The organism is Thioclava sp. F34-6 (assembly GCF_002213235.1).
GTDB classification, from domain to species: Bacteria; Pseudomonadota; Alphaproteobacteria; order Rhodobacterales; family Rhodobacteraceae; genus Thioclava; species Thioclava nitratireducens.
This window is the reverse complement of record NZ_NBOA01000001.1, coordinates 20,734-39,599: the sequence shown is the minus strand read 5'-3', so window position 1 is coordinate 39,599 and position 18,866 is coordinate 20,734. Positions and strand designations below refer to the sequence as shown.

General features: G+C 65.3%; 19 protein-coding genes. 8 read left to right on the top strand and 11 right to left on the bottom strand.

Features of this window, described 5'->3' with window-relative positions; genetic code table 11:
* Nucleotides 1-3 precede the first annotated feature (3 nt).
* The 8 genes from B6V72_RS00205 to pcaD are packed head-to-tail and all read right to left on the bottom strand — an operon-like array spanning nucleotide 4 to nucleotide 6,899.
* A complete protein-coding gene (locus B6V72_RS00205; RefSeq protein ID WP_075777035.1) occupies nucleotides 4-1,053 on the bottom strand; it encodes a TRAP transporter substrate-binding protein in 1,050 nt (349 codons plus the stop codon).
* A 47-nt stretch (nucleotides 1,054-1,100) separates the two neighbouring features.
* Nucleotides 1,101-2,270: a 4-hydroxybenzoate 3-monooxygenase gene (gene pobA / locus B6V72_RS00200; RefSeq protein WP_088718375.1), complete on the bottom strand. Its 1,170-nt coding sequence runs from the start codon at nucleotides 2,268-2,270 to the stop codon at nucleotides 1,101-1,103.
* Nucleotides 2,267-3,586, bottom strand: coding sequence for a lyase family protein (locus B6V72_RS00195; RefSeq protein ID WP_168172983.1), 1,320 nt, complete (start codon nucleotides 3,584-3,586; stop codon nucleotides 2,267-2,269). Before B6V72_RS00195 ends, pobA begins: the two co-directional genes overlap by 4 nt.
* Nucleotides 3,583-4,425, bottom strand: coding sequence for a 3-keto-5-aminohexanoate cleavage protein (locus B6V72_RS00190; protein ID WP_088719343.1), 843 nt, complete (start codon nucleotides 4,423-4,425; stop codon nucleotides 3,583-3,585). The genes B6V72_RS00195 and B6V72_RS00190 overlap by 4 nt, the downstream gene beginning before the upstream one ends.
* Before the next feature lie 3 nt (nucleotides 4,426-4,428).
* Nucleotides 4,429-5,028, bottom strand: a complete 600-nt coding sequence (gene pcaG / locus B6V72_RS00185; RefSeq protein ID WP_088718373.1) for a protocatechuate 3,4-dioxygenase subunit alpha — start codon at nucleotides 5,026-5,028, stop codon at nucleotides 4,429-4,431.
* Nucleotides 5,028-5,750 carry a protocatechuate 3,4-dioxygenase subunit beta gene (gene pcaH, locus B6V72_RS00180; RefSeq protein ID WP_088718372.1) on the bottom strand — a complete coding sequence of 241 codons (723 nt, stop codon included), beginning with the start codon at nucleotides 5,748-5,750 and terminating at the stop codon, nucleotides 5,028-5,030. Before pcaH ends, pcaG begins: the two co-directional genes overlap by 1 nt.
* A complete protein-coding gene (gene pcaC, locus B6V72_RS00175) occupies nucleotides 5,747-6,121 on the bottom strand; it encodes a 4-carboxymuconolactone decarboxylase (RefSeq protein WP_206184168.1) in 375 nt (124 codons plus the stop codon). Before pcaC ends, pcaH begins: the two co-directional genes overlap by 4 nt.
* Nucleotides 6,114-6,899, bottom strand: a complete 786-nt coding sequence (gene pcaD / locus B6V72_RS00170) for a 3-oxoadipate enol-lactonase (RefSeq protein ID WP_088734111.1) — start codon at nucleotides 6,897-6,899, stop codon at nucleotides 6,114-6,116. Before pcaD ends, pcaC begins: the two co-directional genes overlap by 8 nt.
* Before the next feature lie 76 nt (nucleotides 6,900-6,975).
* Between pcaD and B6V72_RS00165 the strand changes: the two genes are divergently transcribed.
* The 4 genes from B6V72_RS00165 to B6V72_RS00150 all read left to right on the top strand — a co-directional run bounded on the left by B6V72_RS00165 (nucleotide 6,976) and on the right by B6V72_RS00150 (nucleotide 11,567).
* Nucleotides 6,976-7,896, top strand: a complete 921-nt coding sequence (locus tag B6V72_RS00165; protein ID WP_088734109.1) for a LysR substrate-binding domain-containing protein — start codon at nucleotides 6,976-6,978, stop codon at nucleotides 7,894-7,896.
* Between the two features lie 171 nt (nucleotides 7,897-8,067).
* Nucleotides 8,068-9,012: a phosphoadenosine phosphosulfate reductase gene (locus B6V72_RS00160; RefSeq protein ID WP_088734107.1), complete on the top strand. Its 945-nt coding sequence runs from the start codon at nucleotides 8,068-8,070 to the stop codon at nucleotides 9,010-9,012.
* A gap of 36 nt (nucleotides 9,013-9,048) precedes the next feature.
* Complete coding sequence (locus tag B6V72_RS00155) at nucleotides 9,049-9,894, top strand: hypothetical protein (RefSeq protein WP_088734105.1); 846 nt, start codon at nucleotides 9,049-9,051, stop codon at nucleotides 9,892-9,894.
* 278 nt (nucleotides 9,895-10,172) lie between these two features.
* Nucleotides 10,173-11,567 carry an MATE family efflux transporter gene (locus tag B6V72_RS00150; RefSeq protein WP_088734103.1) on the top strand — a complete coding sequence of 465 codons (1,395 nt, stop codon included), beginning with the start codon at nucleotides 10,173-10,175 and terminating at the stop codon, nucleotides 11,565-11,567.
* A 161-nt stretch (nucleotides 11,568-11,728) separates the two neighbouring features.
* Here B6V72_RS00150 and B6V72_RS00145 read toward each other — a convergent pair whose 3' ends face one another.
* A complete protein-coding gene (locus tag B6V72_RS00145) occupies nucleotides 11,729-12,187 on the bottom strand; it encodes a hypothetical protein (protein WP_088734101.1) in 459 nt (152 codons plus the stop codon).
* Nucleotides 12,188-12,381: 194 nt separating this feature from the next.
* Here B6V72_RS00145 and B6V72_RS00140 point away from each other — a divergent pair, with 194 nt between their 5' ends.
* The gene (locus B6V72_RS00140; protein ID WP_088734099.1) at nucleotides 12,382-12,621 is read left to right on the top strand and encodes a hypothetical protein; all 240 of its coding nucleotides are present in this window, start codon (nucleotides 12,382-12,384) and stop codon (nucleotides 12,619-12,621) included.
* Here B6V72_RS00140 and B6V72_RS00135 read toward each other — a convergent pair.
* The gene (locus B6V72_RS00135) at nucleotides 12,593-13,549 is read right to left on the bottom strand and encodes a LysR family transcriptional regulator (protein WP_240497122.1); all 957 of its coding nucleotides are present in this window, start codon (nucleotides 13,547-13,549) and stop codon (nucleotides 12,593-12,595) included. The two genes, B6V72_RS00140 and B6V72_RS00135, sit on opposite strands and share 29 nt — an antisense overlap.
* Before the next feature lie 120 nt (nucleotides 13,550-13,669).
* On the opposite strand from B6V72_RS00135, the gene B6V72_RS00130 reads away from it, so the two are divergent.
* From B6V72_RS00130 to B6V72_RS00120, 3 genes are read left to right on the top strand one after another with little or no spacing between them, the layout of a single operon-like run.
* On the top strand, nucleotides 13,670-14,899 hold the full coding sequence (locus tag B6V72_RS00130; RefSeq protein WP_088734097.1) for an aromatic ring-hydroxylating dioxygenase subunit alpha: 1,230 nt from the start codon (nucleotides 13,670-13,672) through the stop codon (nucleotides 14,897-14,899).
* Nucleotides 14,900-14,903: 4 nt separating this feature from the next.
* The gene (locus tag B6V72_RS00125) at nucleotides 14,904-15,974 is read left to right on the top strand and encodes a hybrid-cluster NAD(P)-dependent oxidoreductase (protein ID WP_088718364.1); all 1,071 of its coding nucleotides are present in this window, start codon (nucleotides 14,904-14,906) and stop codon (nucleotides 15,972-15,974) included.
* A gap of 39 nt (nucleotides 15,975-16,013) precedes the next feature.
* Nucleotides 16,014-18,050: an NADH:flavin oxidoreductase gene (locus B6V72_RS00120; RefSeq protein ID WP_088734095.1), complete on the top strand. Its 2,037-nt coding sequence runs from the start codon at nucleotides 16,014-16,016 to the stop codon at nucleotides 18,048-18,050.
* 52 nt (nucleotides 18,051-18,102) lie between these two features.
* Here B6V72_RS00120 and B6V72_RS00115 read toward each other — a convergent pair whose 3' ends face one another.
* Nucleotides 18,103-18,852, bottom strand: coding sequence for an SUMF1/EgtB/PvdO family nonheme iron enzyme (locus B6V72_RS00115; protein WP_088726348.1), 750 nt, complete (start codon nucleotides 18,850-18,852; stop codon nucleotides 18,103-18,105).
* Nucleotides 18,853-18,866 lie beyond the last annotated feature (14 nt).

Sequence of the window (18,866 nt, the reverse complement as noted above, 5' to 3'; positions counted from 1 at the left end):
TGGTTACTGGCTCGCCAGGTTCTTTTCTTCTTCAGCGGTCAGCTCGCGGGCTTCTTTCACCAGCGCCGGACCGTCGATGCCCTGGCCTTTCACCTCGTCTTCCCAACGGGTGACGACCGGCTGCATCGCATCCTTGAAGGCTTGGGTCTCGTCGGCCGAGAGCGTGATCAGCTCGTTGCCATCCGCTTCGGCGGCCTTGATCCCGTTATTGTCGCTGGTGCGCCAGATCTGGCCGACTTCCTTCAGCCACTCCTCGTCGGAGGCCTTGCGGAACGCCGCCTTGACGTCATCGGGCAGGCTGTCCCATTTCGCCTTGTTCATCGACACCTGGAAGATCGAGGTGCCCAGACGCCAATGGTCCTGCCCTTCGATCTGGTACTGTGTCTGCTGCTGCAGCTTCAGCGCGGGGATGATTTCCCACGGGATAAGCGCCCCGTCGACGACCTTCTTCGACAGCGCCTGCGGCAGTTCCGGCACCGGCATCGCGACCGGCTGCGCGTTCAGCGCCTCGATCACCCAGGCCCCCGTGCGCGACGGCGTGCGCAGCTTCAGGCCCTTCACGTCGGCGGGGCTGTGAACCGGGGTATCGACGGTGTGGATGCCGTTGCCCGCATGGGCGTGCAGGAACATCACTTCGAGGCCCTTGTCCTCGTATTCCTGCTTCAGTTCCTTGTCGAACATGTCGCGCATCGCGAGGTTGGTCGCGGCCGGGTCGTTGTTATAGACCGTCGGCAGCTCGAACACCTCGGTCCGCGGGAAGAGACCCGGCGTGTAGCCGTTGAGCGTCCAGATCAGATCGACCACACCATCGCGCGCCTGCTGCACGAGTTCCGGCGGGCGACCGCCCAGCGTCATCGCCGGGTAGATGTCGATCTTGACCTTGCCGTTCGACAGCTCTTCGACGCGCTTGGCCCAGGGCTCCAGCATCTGCGTCTGCACCGGCGCCTTGGCACCAAGGAAATGGTGCAGCTTGAGGGTGATCTCCTGTGCGAAGCTCCCGCTTGCCCAGAGCATGGCTGCGGCGCTCAGGCCCAGCAGTTTCGTAAGTTTCATCGTTATTTCCTCCCTTTGTGCCCCTTGCGCGGGGGCGGTTCGGCCCGTCAGTAAGGCAGGCCCACGTAGTTTTCGGCAAAGCTCTTGCGTGCGGTCTCCGACATCTGGAGATACTCGAACTCCGCGCGCTGCATCCGGCGCTCGAACGCACCCGTTTCCGGGAAATCGTGCAGCATCGAGGTCATCCACCACGAGAAGCGCTCGCATTTCCAGACCCGCGACAACGCCGTCTCGGAATAGGCGTCGAGCCCTTCGGACGTGCCGTGGTTGTAGAACCGATCGAAAGCGCGGTGCAGATAATAGACATCCGAGGCCGCGAGGTTCAGGCCCTTCGCGCCGGTCGGCGGCACGATATGGGCGCTGTCGCCAGCCAGGAACAAACGCCCGTGGCGCATCGGCTCGGAGACGAAGCTGCGCAGCGGCGCAATCGACATCTCCAGCGGCTCGCCGGTGACCAGCGTCTCGGCCACATCGGCCGGGATGCGGGTGCGCAGCTCGTCCCAGAACCGCTCTGCGGGCCAGTCTTCCAGCTTTTCGCTCAGCGGCACCTGCACGTAATAGCGGCTCAGCGTGGGCGAGCGCATCGAACACAGCGCAAAGCCCCGATCATGGGCCGCGTAGATCAGCTCGGGCGCGGCGGGCGGCGTCTCGGACAGAAGGCCAAGCCAGCCGAACGGATAGGCACGCTCGAATTCCTGTCGGTGGCTCTCCGGGATCGCCTTGCGCGACGGCCCGTGGAAGCCGTCGCAGCCCGCGACGAAATCGGCGGTCAGGGTCTTGGCCTCGCCCTCATGGGTGAAATGCACGGTGACGCCGTCGCCCTCGATCCCCTCGATTGCCGTTACCTCGGCCTCGTGCAGCACGGTGCCGCCGCGCGCATCGCGGGCGGTGTAGAGGTCCTGCGTCACCTCGGTCTGGCCATAGACCATTACCCCTCGGCCCGTCAGGCTCTTGATGTCTATATTGAGCCGCTCGTCGTGCCACGAGATCTCGACACCGTCGTGGATTTCGCCCTGACGGTCCATTCGCGCGCCCACTTCGGCGGCGCGCAGCAGATCGACGGTGCCCTGTTCGAGCACCCCGGCCCGGATGCGCGACAGCACGTAATCGCGCGAGCGGCGCTCCAGCACGACGCTCTCGATCCCGTGCAGGTCGAGCAATTGCGAAAGCAGCAGCCCGGCCGGGCCACCGCCGATGATGGCGACTTGAGTCTTCATGCGTTTCCTCCGCAAAGGTCATTGCAGCGCTGCGCGAAAGCGCGCGCCTGCACCGGGGCCTGCCCTGCCGCAAGAAGCGGATTGGTCAGGGTGTCCCCGTCGAGTTCGGGATGGGCGGCCAGAAGCGCCGCCACGGGATCGGGTGCGGCCATCGCCTCTTGCACCGCTTTCTTCGCCGCGTTGCGCGGCAGCGTCTTCGCGAGCGTAAAGATCGCGCGCTCGGCATAGGGGCCGAAGCCCGCAGCCTCGAGATTGGCGCGCATCCGGGGGGCGTCGGCCTCGAGCCCTTCCAGCATCTCTCCGGCAAGGCGCAGCGACGCGCCACAGGCCACGAGGATCGGGCGCAGGCTCATCCATTCCAGCGCCCAGGCGGCGCCGTCGCGGAACTGACCATGGAGCGCGGATTCAAACAGGCTCCCCTGCAGATGCGCCGCGTGACGCGCCAGCGCCACCAGCGCCTCGGCGGCCACGGGGTTCGATTTATGCGGCATGGTGGACGAGCCCCCCCCCGAGATCCGCACCTCGTTGATCCCCGATTGCGCGAGGGTCACGACATCCATGCCGATCTTGCCCAGCGACCCGGTCAACAACACCGCCTGCGCGCCGAGCCCGGCCATCGCGTCGCGGCGGCTGTGCCACGGCTGATCCTCGGCCTGAAGCCCCAGCGCCTCCGCCATGCGGTTACGTACCGCCTGCGCCTTGTCGCCCAGCGCCGCGTCGGTGCCGACGGCCCCATGGAGCGCGACCCGCCCAGCGCCCTGCATCACCGCCATGCGCGCCGCCGCGTCGATCAGCGGCTGGCCCCAGGACGCGACCAGCGCGCCGAAAGTCACCGGCAAACCGATTTGGCTGCGGGTTCGCCCGGCCATCACCGTCTCCGCCTCGCGCCCGGCCAACTCGCCGGTCACGCGGATCACGCGCCGCAGCCGCGCCGCGATCACGGCGAGCGCCTGCGTCATCAAAAGCGCCGTCGCGCTGTCGATGATGTCCTGCGAGGTCGCGCCCCAATGGATCGCCTGCCCCGCCTCTTCCGACAGCTTGGCGCGCAGATCGCTCAGCAGCGCCGGAACCGGCACGCCGTCGCGCGCGGCCCCCTCGGCCAGTGTCGCCGGATCGGGCTGGTAACCGGTCAGCTTCTCGGCAATCTCGGTCGCCGCAGCCTCGGACACGACGCCTTCGGCCGCGCAGGCCTCGGCCAGCGCCACTTCGACGCGCACCATCGCCGCCAACAATGCGGCATCGTCGAGCATCGCACCCAGTTCCGCATCGCCGTAGAGACCGGACCAGAGCGGGCTGTCGAGGGGAGAGAGGCTCATGCGGCCCCCTTCATGGGCAGCGCGAGGATTTCGCGCGCCTGCTGCCATGTGGCAACCGGACGGCCCGCTTTTTCACACAGATCGACCGTGCGCTGGACAAGCGCCGCGTTCGAAGGTGCGAGCGTTTCGCGATCCAGCCGGATATTGTCCTCCAGACCGGTGCGGCAATGCCCGCCGGTCTCGATGCACCATTGGTTGACGACCACCTGCCCCGGCCCAACGCCTGCCGCGCACCACGTCGCCTCGGGCAGAACGCGGGCGCGGGTCTCGCGCATGAAATCGAACGCCGCGCGGTCGACCGGCATCGCGTTCTTCACGCCCATCACGAATTGCACATGGACATTCGCGGGCAGCCGCCCGTCGCCGACCAGTTTCGCGGCCTGAAAGATGTGGCTGAGATCGAAACACTCGATCTCGGGACGCACATCGTAGGTCTTCATCTCGCAGGCCAGCCAGTCGACCAGATCCGGAGGGTTCTCATAGACCCGCGTCGGGAAGTTGTTCGACCCGACCGAGAGCGAGGCCATGTCGGGCCGCAAGGGCAGCATCCCGCCGCGCGTCTTGCCCGCGCCGGAGCGCCCACCGGTGGAAAGCTGCACGATCATGCCGGGACAATGTTCATGCAACCCCTCCATCAGTCGTGCGAAGCGGTCGGGATCGGAACTGGGCGAGCCGTCCTCGTTGCGGACGTGGCAATGCGCAATAGTCGCACCCGCCTCGAACGCGGCCTGCGTCGACTCGATCTGCTCGGAGATCGTGATCGGCACCGCCGGATTGTCGGATTGCTGCGGCACGGAGCCGGTGATCGCGACACATATGATGCAGGGGTCCTGGGTCATGGCTCAGATATCGAAGAAGACGGTTTCGCCCGCGCCTTGCAGGCGGATGTCGAAGCGGTATTCGCCCGGGCCGGTCGCCTCGGCGACCATCGTGGCGATCCGGTCGCGATGCTCGATCCGCGCCAGAAGCGGGTCGCCCGACAGATCGTCCTCGGGGAAATACATCCGGGTGTGCAGCCCGTGATTGATCCCGCGCGCGAAGATCCAGAACGAGATATGCGGCGGCGTCTCGCGGTCGCCCGAAAGCGCAATCGCGCCGGGCTTGATCGTTTCGAAAATGATCTCGCCCGTGCTGAAATCCGCGGGGATGCGACCGAAGCCGGAGACCGCCGGATCTGCCCCCTCCTGGCCGGGATAGATCCCGGCGGCATCGGCCTGCCAGGTCTCCACCAGACAATCGCGCAGCGGCAGATCGCCGCCATCGACGACGCGGCAGGTCACCTTGATCCGCTCGCCCTTCGCCTCCGGCCCGGCGATCTCGCGGCCCAGCGTCTCGAAAGGAGCCCCCTCGATGCCGCCCGCCTCGGGAGCGAGCCCGATATGGACGTAAGGCCCTGCCGTCTGCGAGGGCGTCAGGATCGGCTTGTCGAATTTCTGCACCATTACATGCCCTCCGGACGGTTCTCGAAATGGGTCTGGCGGTGGCCGCGCAGCACGATGTCGAAGCGATAGGCGATCGCGTCCATCGGTTTCGTCTCGCTCATGTCGAGCGCCGCCACGAGCCGGTCGAGCGCGGCCTTGTCGGGGATCGTCTGCGCGATCGGGCAGCGTGCGATCAGCGGATCGCCCTCGAAATACATCTGCGAGATCAGGCGCTGGCCGAAGCTGTGCCCAAAGATCGAGAAGTGGATGTGGGCCGGGCGCCATTCGTTCGGACCGTTGGGCCACGGATAGGCGCCGGGCTTCACGGTGCGGAACGCGTAGGAGCCGTCCTCGCCCGTGATCGTGCGCCCGCAGCCGCCGAAATCGGGATCGAGCGCCGCCAGATAGCCGTCTTTCTTGTGGCGGTAACGCCCGCCCGCATTGGCTTGCCAGATTTCGATCAGCGCGTTCGGGATCGGACGGTTGTTCTCGTCGAGAAGCCGGCCATGCACGATGATCCGCTCGCCAATGGCGCTGGTGCCGGGGCGGGCATAGTTCAGCAGCAGGTCGTTATCGAGCGCGCCGAGCTTCACATGGCCGAAGGTCGGCCCGGTCTCTTCGCTGGGCGAGCTGTCGAAGGCGATCAGCGCGCGCTGCGGACTGCGCAGCACCGAGGTCTTGTAGGCCGGCGTGAAGAGAGGCGGGTGGATACCGGCCTCGCGGGGGATCAAACGACCGGTCATTGGCCCATCTCCTTCAGCGTTTCCTTGATGATCTTGATCGCGTGATTGGCGCGCGGCACGCCCGCATAGACCGCGACATGCAGCATCGCTTCTCGCAGATCCGAAGGCGTGGCGCCGGTATTGGCGGTGGCGCGGGTATGCATCGCGATTTCCTCGTGATTGCCCTGCGCCGCCAGAAGCGCGATCGTCACGATGGAGCGTTCGCGCGGCGTCAGGTCAGGCCGCGACCAGACCGAGCCCCAGGCGCCCTCGGTGATGAACTCCTGAAACGGCGCGTCGAACTCGGTCTTGCTCGCATCGGCGCGGTCGACATGGGCGTCGCCCAACACACGGCGGCGCGTTTCCATCCCTGCTTCATATCGCTCAGACAAGCTCGTGCTCCTTCAGAAATTCAGTGATGAGGCGCGCCACCTGCTCGGGCGCCTCGATTGCGGGAATATGCCCCGCGCCTTCAATCAATTCGGCCCGCGCGCCGGGAATGGCGGCGGCCATTTCCATGACCTGCTCGGGCGGGGTCGCGCCGTCATGGCTGCCCGCGATCACCAGCGTCGGGGCGGAAATCTCGGGCAGCGCGTCGCGCAGATCAGCTCCGGCGAGCGCCTTGCAGCAATTCGCATAGCCCTTGGCATCCATGCGCGCGACTTCCGTCACCCAGAGCGCGCAGTCGGGATGGGCGCGGAACGCGGGGCCGAACCAGCGCTCGATCACGCCTTCCGCCATCGCGGGCAGACCTTGACTTTCCACCGTGGCGATCCGCTCTGCCCAGCTTTCCTCGGTGCCGATCTTGGCGGCCGTGTTGCTGAGCACCAACGCACGCACCCGCTCGGGGGCGATCCGCGCGATCTCCTGCGCGATCATGCCGCCGATGGAGCAGCCGACGAACACTCCCGCCTCGATACCCAGATGATCGGCGACCGTCAGCGCATCCTGCGCCAGATCGGTGATCGTGGGGGCGGCGTCAGAGGTCGCGCTCAACCCGTGACCGCGCTTGTCCATGCGCACAAGACGATAGCCGGAGAGCGGGGCGACAAGGCCTTCCCACATCCGCAAATCGGTGCCCAGCGAGTTCAGACATATAACCGGGACGCCCTGCGCCGCGCCGTCTTCGCGGTAATGGATATGCCCCCAGTCGCAATTAAGTGCGTGCATCCTCTTCCTCCCGCCATAATCTTTTCTGAAGTTTTCGCTTGAGCCAAATATAAAATGCACGTTAATCCATAACCCCATGGCTATGCATAAAGGTCTCAAGCTCCGTCACATCCGCGCCTTTCTCGACACGATCGAGGCAGGCGGGGTCTCGGCTGCGGCGCGTAAGCAGGGGATTTCACAGCCTGCCTTGTCGAAGACCCTCTCCGAGATGGAGGCAATGCTGGGCGGTGCGCTGCTGGAGCGACGCGGGCGGCGGTTGACCGTGACGCCGGCGGGCGAGGCGTTTCGCCGCCATGCGATACAGGCGTTGCAGGAACTGGAGGCCGGCGCGGCTGCGCTCAGCGGCGACGGGATCGGCGACGTGATCAATGTGGGCGCGCTGCCGACGGTGGCGGGCTCGATCTTTCCGGGCGTAGCCCTCGAGTTCAGCCGCGCCCATCCGGGCACGCGGCTCTCGATCAGCACCGGGCCCAACCTGTATCTGCTCGACCGTCTGCGCTCGGGGGCGATCGACCTGATGATCGGACGGATGCCCGCCGCCGCCGACATGCCGGGGCTGCGTTTCGATTTTCTCTACGAGGAAGAGGTCATTCTAGCCGCGCGCGCGGGCCATCCATTCGCGCGCCGCCCCGCCCCCGAGGCGCTGCGCCAATGCGACGTGATCCTGCCTACGCGCGGCGCGATCATCCGGCGCATCGTCGACGATTATCTGGGCGCGCAGGGCATCACCGAGCCGCGCTGCCCGATCGAGACCGTGTCGCTCGCGACCGGACTCGGGCTGTTGGAAGGGTCGGAAATGCTGTGGTTCATCTCGCGCGGCGTGGTCGCTCGCGAACTGGCCTCGGGGCTTCTGGTGAGCCTGCCGCTGGGCGCGCAGTTCATGTCGGGCGCTGTCGGCTTGACGATGAAGCACGAGATGACCGAGCGCCCCGAGGTCGCCCGGCTGACCGCGATGATGCATGAGGCCGCCCGGTTGCGCGCGGCCACGTCCGGTTGAGGCTTGGCCGAGCCGCCCTGCCCCAGTGCGCCAAGCCGCGTGCTGCAGGCTGGACCCCATTCGTGCTATCCGCCATATTGTGAACGATTTTTCATGATTTCTCGCCCCCGAGAGGCGCCCGACATGGCCACGATTTCGGGCCCCGCCAAACCGCCGAGATAGGTTACACCAATGCCTGATACCGCCTTGAAAGACCGCCAGATCGCCTGGACTGGGCAGCTCGAACGGATCGGGGCGGATCATGGTTTCTACCGCCGCCTCGATGCCGAGCATAAGGCACTATTCGTCGAGGGCGACGACACGCTGGTCGTGACCTTCGACAATCTCGACGATGCGCGCCAGAAGGTCGAAGAGCGCCTGCCCTGGGGCGTGAATTTCATCAACTCGCAGGGCTGGTCGGCGCTTGGCATCGGGGCGCATGGCTGGACATGGTACCGCGCCGAAGCGGTCTATGATTTCTTCGACGAGATGCGCGAGACCGGATTTTTCGAGCGGTTCCGCCGCGTGGTGTTCTACGGCACCTCGATGGCGGGCTACGCGGCAGCGGCGTTTTCCTCGGCAGCTCCCGGCGCCACGGTGCTCGCACTCTCGCCGCAAGCCACGCTCGACCGCGACGTGACCGGCGGCTGGGAAGGGCGCTATCGCGCGGTCTGGCGGCGCAATTTCACCGACCGCTACGGCTATGCGCCCGATGAGGCCGCACAGGCGGCGCAGATGTGGCTCCTCTACGATCCGACGGTGCGCGAGGATTCGATGCACGCGACCTTGTTCCGCGCGCCCAACGTGACCCGGATCCGCTGTCGACGCTTCGGCCATCGGCTGGGGTCATCGCTTACCGCGATGGGCGTTCTGAAACCGATCACGCAACGGGTGGTCGCGGGCGACGCGACCCCGGCGGAGATCTACGCTTTGCTGCGTGCGCGCCGCTCCGTGCCCGCCTATCAGAAAACCCTGCTGAAACAGCTTCTCGCGATGAAGCGGCCGCGCCTGACCTATGACTATGCCCATGCGGTGCTGAGATCCTCCCACCCCGCGCGGCGACCGCATTACCGCAAGGCGATGGACGAGATCGCCAAGCAATTCGACTGGCCCAGCTACACCCCGCCTGCCGTCTGAGCGCCGCGAAAGACCCTTCCGAACAGGAGCCTACCCTTGTCCCAATTGCCGACGATCGCAACCCTGTGGATCGGTGACCGCCTGTCCTGGCTCGAACAGCTGAGCCTGAAATCCTTCGTCGATGCGGGCCATGACACCCTGCTCTATTGCTACAACCTGATCCCGAACGCCCCGCCCGGCGTGACGCTGCGCGATGCGCGCGACATATTTCCGGGCGACGAGATCATCCGCCACAAGCGCACGGGAAGCCCGGCTATCCATGCCGATCTGTGGCGGCTGCACCTGATGGAGAAGACCGATTACATCTGGGTTGATGCCGATGTGCTTTGCGTGAAACCCTTCGATTTCACGGATGACTACGTATTCGGGCTCGAGAAACCGCACCTGATCTGCAACGCGGTGATGCGCCTGCCGGCGGAGTCGCAAACCCTGCGCGGGCTGCTGGATTTCGTGGCCGACCCTTACGCGATCGGGCCATGGCTGAAGGAAGAGCAGCAAGAGGAATTGCGCGCAGCCCGCGATCGCGGCAAACCGGTGCATTTCTCCGAGCAGGAATGGGGACTGACCGGCCCGGCCGCGCTGAGCCACTTCCTGCGCGAGACCGGCGAGTGGGACCATGCGCTCTCGCAACAGGCCTTCTATCCGATCTCCTTCAAGGACCGGAACAAGATGATCATGTCGCGCTTCGACGTGGAGGCGGATTTCCTCACCGACGAGACCTATGCAGTGCATATGTGGGCGCGTCGGATGAAACCGCGTCTGGAAGAGGCCGAGAACAACCGCCCCCGGCGCGGAAGCTACATGCACAAGGCGCTGCTGAAACACGGCATCACGCCCTCCGAAGCGCCGATCCCGCCGAAGGTGAAGCCCGTCGACGCCTGACGCAATGGCGCGTCGCCGCGTCGACATCGGCAACGCGCGCGCCCAAGGCGTGGCAGAGGGACATCATGCGCTGCGAGAAACGGATCCGGCCGAGCTGCGCCATATTGCCCGAGCGGTGATTTGCGGCTATCGAACGGACAGGTGCCGGGCACCTGCCGCCTGCAGACAAACGTCACGGTGAAGCCCGGAGCAAGATGACATCTCACCCTCGATGCATTTCGCAGGTGGGCAATGCAGGCACCCTCCCCATTCGAAATGCCTCTGCGGAGGAGTGAGCGATGTCTGTTGGACCCGCTTCGAACACTGTTGAAAACCGCTTTCTGACCCGCCCCGTCGGGCGATTGTTCCTCTCGAATGCGCTCCCCATGGCGGTTGTCATGTCCACCGGGGGGCTGTTGAACGTGATCGACGGCATCTTCGTCGGTCGTTTCATCGGCGCTGAAGCCTTGGCCGCCGTCAGCCTGGGCTTTCCGGTCGTCATGTTGCTCACCGCGCTGACCGCCCTGGGCGGCGGCGGCATGTCGAGCCTGCTCGCCCGCCATCTCGGAGCCGGCGATCGAAGCAAGGCGGGCGCCGTGTTCGCCCGCGCGCACGGCTTGGCGCTCGCGATCAGCGCGGGGTTGATCGCCACGGCGCTGACTCTCGGCCCGTCCGTCGTCGCCGCCCTCGCCGCCGGGAACGAAGCGGTCGCGGCGGAAACACGCAGCTACCTGCTGATCCTTATCCTCGGCGCGCCGGTCCAGTTCACCTTGGGGCTGCACGCCGATGCCCTTCGCAACGAAGGACGCGCGGGGCTGATCGCGCTGCTCTCGGTGCTGGTGAACCTGCTGAACATCGCGGCGAACTATGTCGCGATCGTGCTCCTCGGGCTGGGCGTCGCGGGCTCTGCCCTCGGCACCGTGAGCGCGCAGATCCTCGGGCTGGCGCTGGTGCTGATCGTGCGGGCGCGCGATCGGGATCTGCTGCCGCTCGGGGCCCTCGTGCAGGCCAGTTGGCTGTCGGGTTGGGTGCGGATTCTCGCGCTCGGCCTGCCGCTGTCGCTGACCTTCATCGGGATGGCGCTGGTGAGCAGCACCGTTCTTCTTCTGATCGGCACCACCTCCGCGTATCACGCGAGCTATGTCGCGGCCTATGGTGTGGTGACGCGCATCCTCGGGCTGGCCTTCCTGCCGCAGATGGCGATCGCGCTGACGACGCAGAGCATTACCGGAAACAATGTCGGCGCAGGCCGCATCGCGCGCGCCAGTGCGGCCCTGCGCCTTGCAATCGCTGTCGTGTCTCTCTGGTGTGCCGGTGTGGCGCTGACGTGTCTGGTCGCGGGTGAACCGCTTGGTGCGATGTTTTCGGAGGATCCGCAGGTCACGGCTGCAGTCGCCGCGATCCTGCGACCGATGACGGCGCTCTACGTCTTCACCGGGCCGATACTCGTTCTCGCGATGCACTTTCAGGCGATGGGCCATCCGCTGCGGACGGCGGTGCTGACACTGGTGAAACCCTGGTTGTTGGTGCCGGCCCTGCTGGTCCTCATGAATGCGCTGGCCGGTATCGAGGGCCTGTGGTTCGCCTTTCCGATTGCGGATGCAGTTCTGCTTGGCCTCGCGCTGCTCCTGATCAGGCGGGTCCGTCCTATAGCCTCCCTCTCGGCGGCCCCGTCTGCCGAGAAAGCGGCCTGACATCGCCGCTCCCGAGATCGCGTCGGCCTAGGCCGGATGACGCGGCTGCGAACGGACGCGCGCCCCCAACCGGGGCGCGTGTCTGTATGTGACCCGACCTTTCCAAATGCGATCGGCCGCTTCGCCTTACCGGCCCACCAGTCGGCAACGAGATCGCGTTATCAGCCGTCGGACCGGTTCCAGACGGCGCTGGAAGACGCGGGCCTCAGGCCGGGCGGCGCGGTCTCGAGATAACGCCGGAACTGCCGGACCAATTCGTCGGCGATCACCGGCTTTTCGAATTCCGCGACGATGTTCGGGAACTTGGATCGTTCGAAATTGACGACCTCCGCACCGCTGCCGACGATGACCGCGGGAATCCCGTGCCGTTTCAGCCAGGGAAGCGCTTGGGCAGCGGCGGCTTCGTGCAGCGTGACGTCAATCACCGCCGCCAGAATCCCGCCCGGGCCATAGGCCTTCAGCTCACTCACATCGCACGTGGCGCAATGCGCGACGCGGAATCCGGCCTCTTCCAGCACCTGCTCGAGGTCGAGCGCGAGGACTGTTTCACTCGTAAAAAGCACAACAGGGCGAGAACGAACCAGATCGCCTTGATATGTCTCTGCGTTCTTCTGTTCCATGTGTGAAGTCTAGCATAAATTTGAGGTTTTCGGTATTCATTTCAATTACATAAACTTAACACCCTCGGCCACTTGACAACCTTGACTGCGAGCAGTTCGTGACCTCCCTGCCCTCAATTGACAAACTGCTCGAAGGTATTAACCTTGGGTAAGCTGATTTAAGTTGAGTAAGTTTAGTCGGTCCGGAGGGTTTCATGGCGAACGACCGCGGCAAGCGCCTGACCAGACTCCAGATCATGGTTTCGGACGACGAAATCAAAGCACTGGATGACTGGCGTTTTTCCCAGCGGATGCCGAGCCGTGCTGCCGCCATTCGCGAACTGCTCCGACGCGGCCTCGGGGCCGAAGGCTATATCGAAGAGGCCGGCAAGCAAGGCGATTCCAGCAGTTTCGGCGTCATTGACGTCAACCCTGATCGCCCGACATCGCGGTGATGCGCGCTCGGGCGCTGTCCGTCGTGACGCTCTGCGCGACGAGCCAGTCGCGGAATTTCTTCGCCTTTGCGGAGGCGCGCCGGTGAACCTTGATGTAGAAGCACTGCGGTGACACGACGCTTTCCGCCCCGAGCGTGACGAGCTCTCCGGCCTCGATCAGGTGACCCACGAGGCCGTCCCAGCCCAGCAAGGCACCGATGCCTTCCTTCGCCATCTGCAACCCGATCATGTAATTGTTGACGGTGATCCGTTTGCCGGTCGGCTGCGGGCACCCAAGCTCGGACAGCCAGTCGGGCCATTCGGTCCAGCGATGGCGCTCGCGGGTGATGTGGATCAGCGGGACACGATGCAGGTCATGCGCGGAGGCGATGCCGTAACGCGCGGCAAAAGCCTCCGAGCCGACCGCGCAGATACGGTCCTGAAAGAGCTGCGTGCAGCTTTCGTCCCCTTCGGGGAACACGCCGTAATGCAGGCTCAGATCGACGGTCGCTTCCAAATCCACCGCGTCGCTCACGATCTGCGAGACGTTGATGTCCGGGTGGGTCAGCCAGAATTCCGTCAATCTCGGGGTGAGCCAAAGCGAACTCACCGCGGTCGAGGCCAGCACCATCACGTCGTCTTCCGCGACGGGCCCGCGCATGTCGCGCACCACGTCGGAAATGGCTTCGAAGCTGCGCTGCACCGCGTTGAAAAGATAGGCCCCGGCTTCGGTCAATTCGACGCCGCGATGCTGGCGGCGGAAAAGCTGCTGGCCAAGCTCCGTCTCGAGCGCCCGAATCTGATGGCTGACGGCCGTCGGGGTCACGTTCAGCTCTGAAGCCGCCGCCTTGAAGCTTAATTTTCGGGCAGCCGCCTCGAAACAATTCAGTGAGCTAAGCGAGGGAAGATCATAGGGGCGCTGCATGATGTCGGTTTCGAACCATTCCATGTCGAAATATGTCTTGGATGAGTTCAATTCACCCCGGATGAATATTTATGACGTTGAGAGGCACAGAAAAGCAAATTTGAAATGAGGTGAAATCACGCTTGGATAGGAAAGGCCGCGCCCGTGACACCTCCTCTTGCCGATCTGCTCGCACATCGCAAACCCGGATATTCGCTCGACCGGGCCTTCTATACCGACCCGGGCATATTCGAGGCGGATCTCGAGCATATCTTCTATCGCCAGTGGCTCTTCGCCATTCCCGCCTGCCAGCTGGTCAAGACCGGCGACTATGCGCGCCTGAAGATCGGGGCCTATGACGTCGTTCTGGTCAAGGGCAGCGACGGCGAGATCCGGGGCTTTCACAACACCTGTCGTCACCGTGGCTCGATCCTGTGCAAGACGAGCGCGGGCCGCGTGGCCAAGCTGGTCTGCCCCTATCACCAGTGGACCTACGATCTCGATGGCAGCCTGCTCTGGGCGCGCGACATGGGGCCGGATTTCGACCCGGCAGCGCACAGGCTGCGCCCGGTTCAGACCCGCGACCTCTGCGGTCTGATCTATATCTGCCTTGCCGATGACGCCCCCGATTTCGAGGCCTTCGCCGCGATGGCCCACCCCTATCTGGAGGTCCACGACCTGCACCGGGGCAAGGTCGCCTTCACGTCTTCAATCATCGAGGAAGGCAACTGGAAGCTGGTCTGGGAGAACAACCGCGAGTGTTATCACTGCTCGAGCAACCACCCCGAGCTGTGCAACTCCTTCCCGCTCGACCCGGAAGTCGCGGGCGTTTCCCCAGATGGCTCGATCTCGAGCCGGCTGCAGGGACATTTCGACCGCTGTGAGGCATCCGGCGCCCCGGCGCAGTTCCGTCTGGGTGGCGACGGCCAATACCGCCTCGCGCGGATGCCGCTGCAGGACAACGCCGTCAGCTACACAATGGACGGTCAGGCGGCGGTGCGCCGCCCCCTCGGACGCGTCGCCCTGCCCGATGCCGGCTCGCTTTTGAAATTCCACTACCCGTCGACCTGGAACCATTTCCTGCCCGACATTTCGCTGACCTTCCGGGTGATGCCGATCAGCCCCACGCAGACCGAGGTGACGACCTGCTGGATCGTGGATCGCGATGCGGTCGAGGGGGTCGATTACGATCTGCAACGGCTGACCGAAGTCTGGATCGCCACCAACGATCAGGATCGCGAGATCGTCGAGGACAACCAGCGCGGCATCAATTCTCCGGCCTATACGCCGGGCCCCTACAGCCCGGACTGGGAATCGGGCGTGATCCAGTTCGTCGACTGGTATGCCGCCACCATGACCCGCGCGGTTGCCCCGCGCAGCCTCGCAGCGGAGTAGGCTCATGGCTGCAAATGCTCAACCGCTCCTTCAGTTCTGGACCGACGACGAACCGCTGGAGTGCGTCAACTTCCTGCCCGAGGCCCCGAATACGGCGAGCTTCACCTTTCGCCCGCCCTCAGGGGCGCTGTTTCACTTCAATGCCGGGCAGTTCGTGACGCTGGAATTGCCGGTGGCGGGCGGCCCGCTGCACCGGACCTTCACGATCTCCTCCTCGCCGTCGCGGCCCACCTCCCTGACAGTCACGGTCAAGGCACAGCCGACCTCGCTCGGCACGCGCTGGATGCTCGACAATCTGCGCCCCGGCATGCGGATCAAGGCATTGGGGCCTGCGGGGATGTTCTCGAACGTCGTGCATCCGGCGTCGAAATACCTGTTCATCTCGGCAGGCTCCGGCATCACCCCGATGATGTCGATGACGACGCAGCTCTATGATGCGGGCAGCGACCCGGACATCGTCTTCATCAACTGCGCGCGTCGTCCGTCCGAGATCATCTTTCGCGAACGGCTGGAGCATATGGCCTCGCGCCTGCCCGGCATCGCACTGACATGGGTGGTTGAAGAGCAGGATCCCTACGCGCCCTGGACCGGGATCAAGGGGCAGCTCAACCAGCTCATCCTTGGCCTCGCAGCCCCCGATTACCTCGAGCGCGAAGTGTTCTGCTGCGGCCCCGAGCCCTTCATGCGCGCGGTGCGCGAGGCGCTGACCGGGTTGGGTTTCGACATGGACCACTACCACCAGGAGAGCTTCAACGCGCCGGTCGCCGACCGCCCCGTCGAGCCCGAAGACGACGTGACCCCCGACGAGGATGCCGCCGTCGAGGTCACCTTCGCCAAATCCGGCAAGACCGCGAAGATCAAGGAGACCGAAACCCTGCTCGCCGCCGCGAAAGCTGCGGGCGTGCCGCTGCCGTCCGGCTGCACTTTCGGGGTCTGCGGCACCTGCAAGATCAAGACCAAGGGCGGTCAGGTCCACATGGTCCACAATGGCGGCATCACCGATGACGAGATCGAAGACGGCTACGTCCTCGCCTGCTGCTCGAACCCGATCGGGGATGTCTCGATCGACGCCTGAGCCCCCTGCCCTCAAGACCCGACCTCAAGGAGTCCGCCCATGTCCAGTGATCCGCTTCTGCAACCCTATCAGCTCAAGCATCTGACGCTGAAGAACCGCCTGATGATCACGAGCCACGAGCCCGCCTATCCCGAGGACGGGATGCCGAAGGAGCGTTACCGTGCCTATCACGTCGAGCGGGCCCGCGCGGGCGTGGCGCTGACGATGACGGCGGGCTCTGCCTCCGTCGCCCGCGACAGCCCGCCGGTCTTCAACAACGTCCTCGCGTGGAAAGACGAGGTCGTCGGCTGGATGAAAGAGCTGACGGATGCCTGCCACGAGCACGACTGCGCCGTGATGATCCAGTTGACCCATCTCGGACGCCGCACCCGCTGGGACAAGGCAGACTGGCTTCCGGTCGTCTCGCCCAGCCACGAACGCGAAGCCTCGCACAAGGCCTTTCCGAAGAAGGCCGAGGATTGGGACATCTCGCGCATCATCGAGGACTATGCCGACGCCGCCGAACGCATGAAAGCGGCAGGGCTCGACGGGATCGAGCTGCAAGCCTATGGCCACCTGATGGATCAGTTCTGGTCGCCTCTGACGAACGAACTGGAAGGGCCTTACGGCGGCAGCCTGGAGAACCGGCTGCGCTTTACCTTCGACACGCTCAAGGCGATCCGCGCGCGGGTGGGCGACGAGTTCATCGTCGGCGTGCGCTACACCGGCGACGAGGACCTGCCCGGCGGCATCACCCGCGAAGAAGGGTTGGAAATCTCGCGGCGGCTGAAAGACAGCGGCATGGTCGATTTCCTTAACGTGGTGAAGGGCCATATCGACACCGACGCGGGGCTGACCGACGTGATACCGGTGCAGGGCATGCGCAGCGCGCCGCATCTCGACTTCGCCGGAGAGATCCGCGCCGCCACCCAGTTCCCGACCTTCCACGCCGCCAAGATTCAGGATGTCGCCACCGCGCGGCACGCCATCGCGGAGGGCAAACTCGACATGGTCGGCATGACCCGCGCCCACATGGCCGACCCCCATATCGTCGCCAAGATCATGCGCGGCGAGGAAGAGCGTATCCGGCCCTGCGTGGGCGCGAATTACTGCCTCGACCGGATCTATCAGGGCGGCATGGCGCTGTGCCTGCACAACCCATCGACCGGGCGCGAACTGGAAATGCCGCATGAGATTACCAAGGCCGACGCGTCGCGCCGGGTGGTCATCGTCGGCGCCGGTCCGGCCGGACTGGAGGCCGCGCGCGTGGCCGCCGAACGCGGCCATGAGGTCATCGTGCACGAGGCCGCCAACGATCCCGGCGGACAAGTACGCCTCACGGCGCAATCCAAGCGCCGCCACGAGATGATCCAGCTGATCCAGTGGCGTTTCGCGGAATGCGAGCGTCTTGGCGTGAGTTTCCGCTTCAACAGCTATGCCGATGCGGACACCATCCGCGCAGAACAGCCCGATGTCGTCGTGATCGCGACCGGCGGGCTGCCGCATACCGAGGTGCTGGCCGCAGGCGATGATCTTGTCGTCTCGAGCTGGGATATCCTCTCGGGCGACGCCCGCCCCGGCAGCAATGTGCTGCTCTACGACGACGCCGGGGATTACGCGGCGCTACAGGCCGCCGAAACCCTCGCCGCCAGCGGTGCCAAGGTCGAGGTCATGACGCGCGACCGCAATTTCTCCTCCGAGGTCATGGCGATGTCCCTGACCCCGTCCTTGCGCGAATTGCAGGCCCGCGACGTGACCTTCACCGTGCTCTGGAAGCTGACGGGCGTGGCGAAGGAGGGCAACGGCCTGGTCGCGACCATCGGCAGCGATTACGGCGACTTCACCCGCGAGCGGCATGTCGATCAGGTCGTCGTCAATCACGGCACCCGACCGCTGGACGACATCTATTTCGATCTGCGCGACGGCTCGAGCAATCAGGGCGAGGTCGATTACGAGGCTCTGATCGCGGGCGAACCGCAGAGGGTCGCGCGGAACCCGGATGGCACCTATCAGCTTTTCCGGATCGGCGACGCGGTCGCGGCGCGCAACACTCACGCCGCAATCTACGACGCGCTGCGGCTGGTGCGGACGGTCTGATGCGCTCGTGACGGCTCGATGGCGCGGGGCCGACAGCCGAGGCCCTTGCGCATCAAATCCGGGTCTCGCTGACGAGGCGCAGGCCCAGATGCGCGGGCGGGCTTCCGACGGCACAGCCGCCCCGCGCCGGATCTCGCACCAGAAACGGGATAGCTGCGACATGCTCGCCGCCCGCGAAAAAGGCCGCGCAGCGCTTCGGATCGACCGGGCCGCCACCCTCCCCGCCATAGCAGTCCTGCGTCCATTCCCAGACCGACCCGTCGAGATCGACGATCCCCTCGGCGCTGGTCGAGAAGCTGCCCCGCGGCGACAGCTTGCGCGGCGCGAGACCGCTCGTCAGGTAGGTCGAGGCCCAGGTCAGGTCAGGATCGGTGAAGATCGGGTCTTCCTTCTCTGGCAGCACGTCCTTGGCCATGAACTGCCACTCGGCGATCGTCGGCAGCCGGAATTCGTGACGCGCCTTGCGGTTGATCCAGCCGAGATACTGCTCGACGTCGACATGGCTCAGCCCGGTCGCCGGGGTGGCCTCCGGCGCACTGCCGTGCGGCGCGCGCAAGGCAAGCTCGCAGGCGCCGTCCGCGTGGCAACGGTTCCACTCCGCGACGGTCACCTCGTATTTCTGAACGTAGAGCGCGTGGCCGTCGGGCAGCGTCACCGCCCGCTCGGCCATCTGAGGCACGTAATCGAGATCGGGGCCGCGCAGGAAACCCCACGCGGCCCCGAGGGCGAGGATCGCCGCACCCGCCGCAAGCACCTGACGAAGGGAAAGACGTGGTGCGCGCGAACTGAGCTTGGCGATCATCTCCGGTCTCCTTC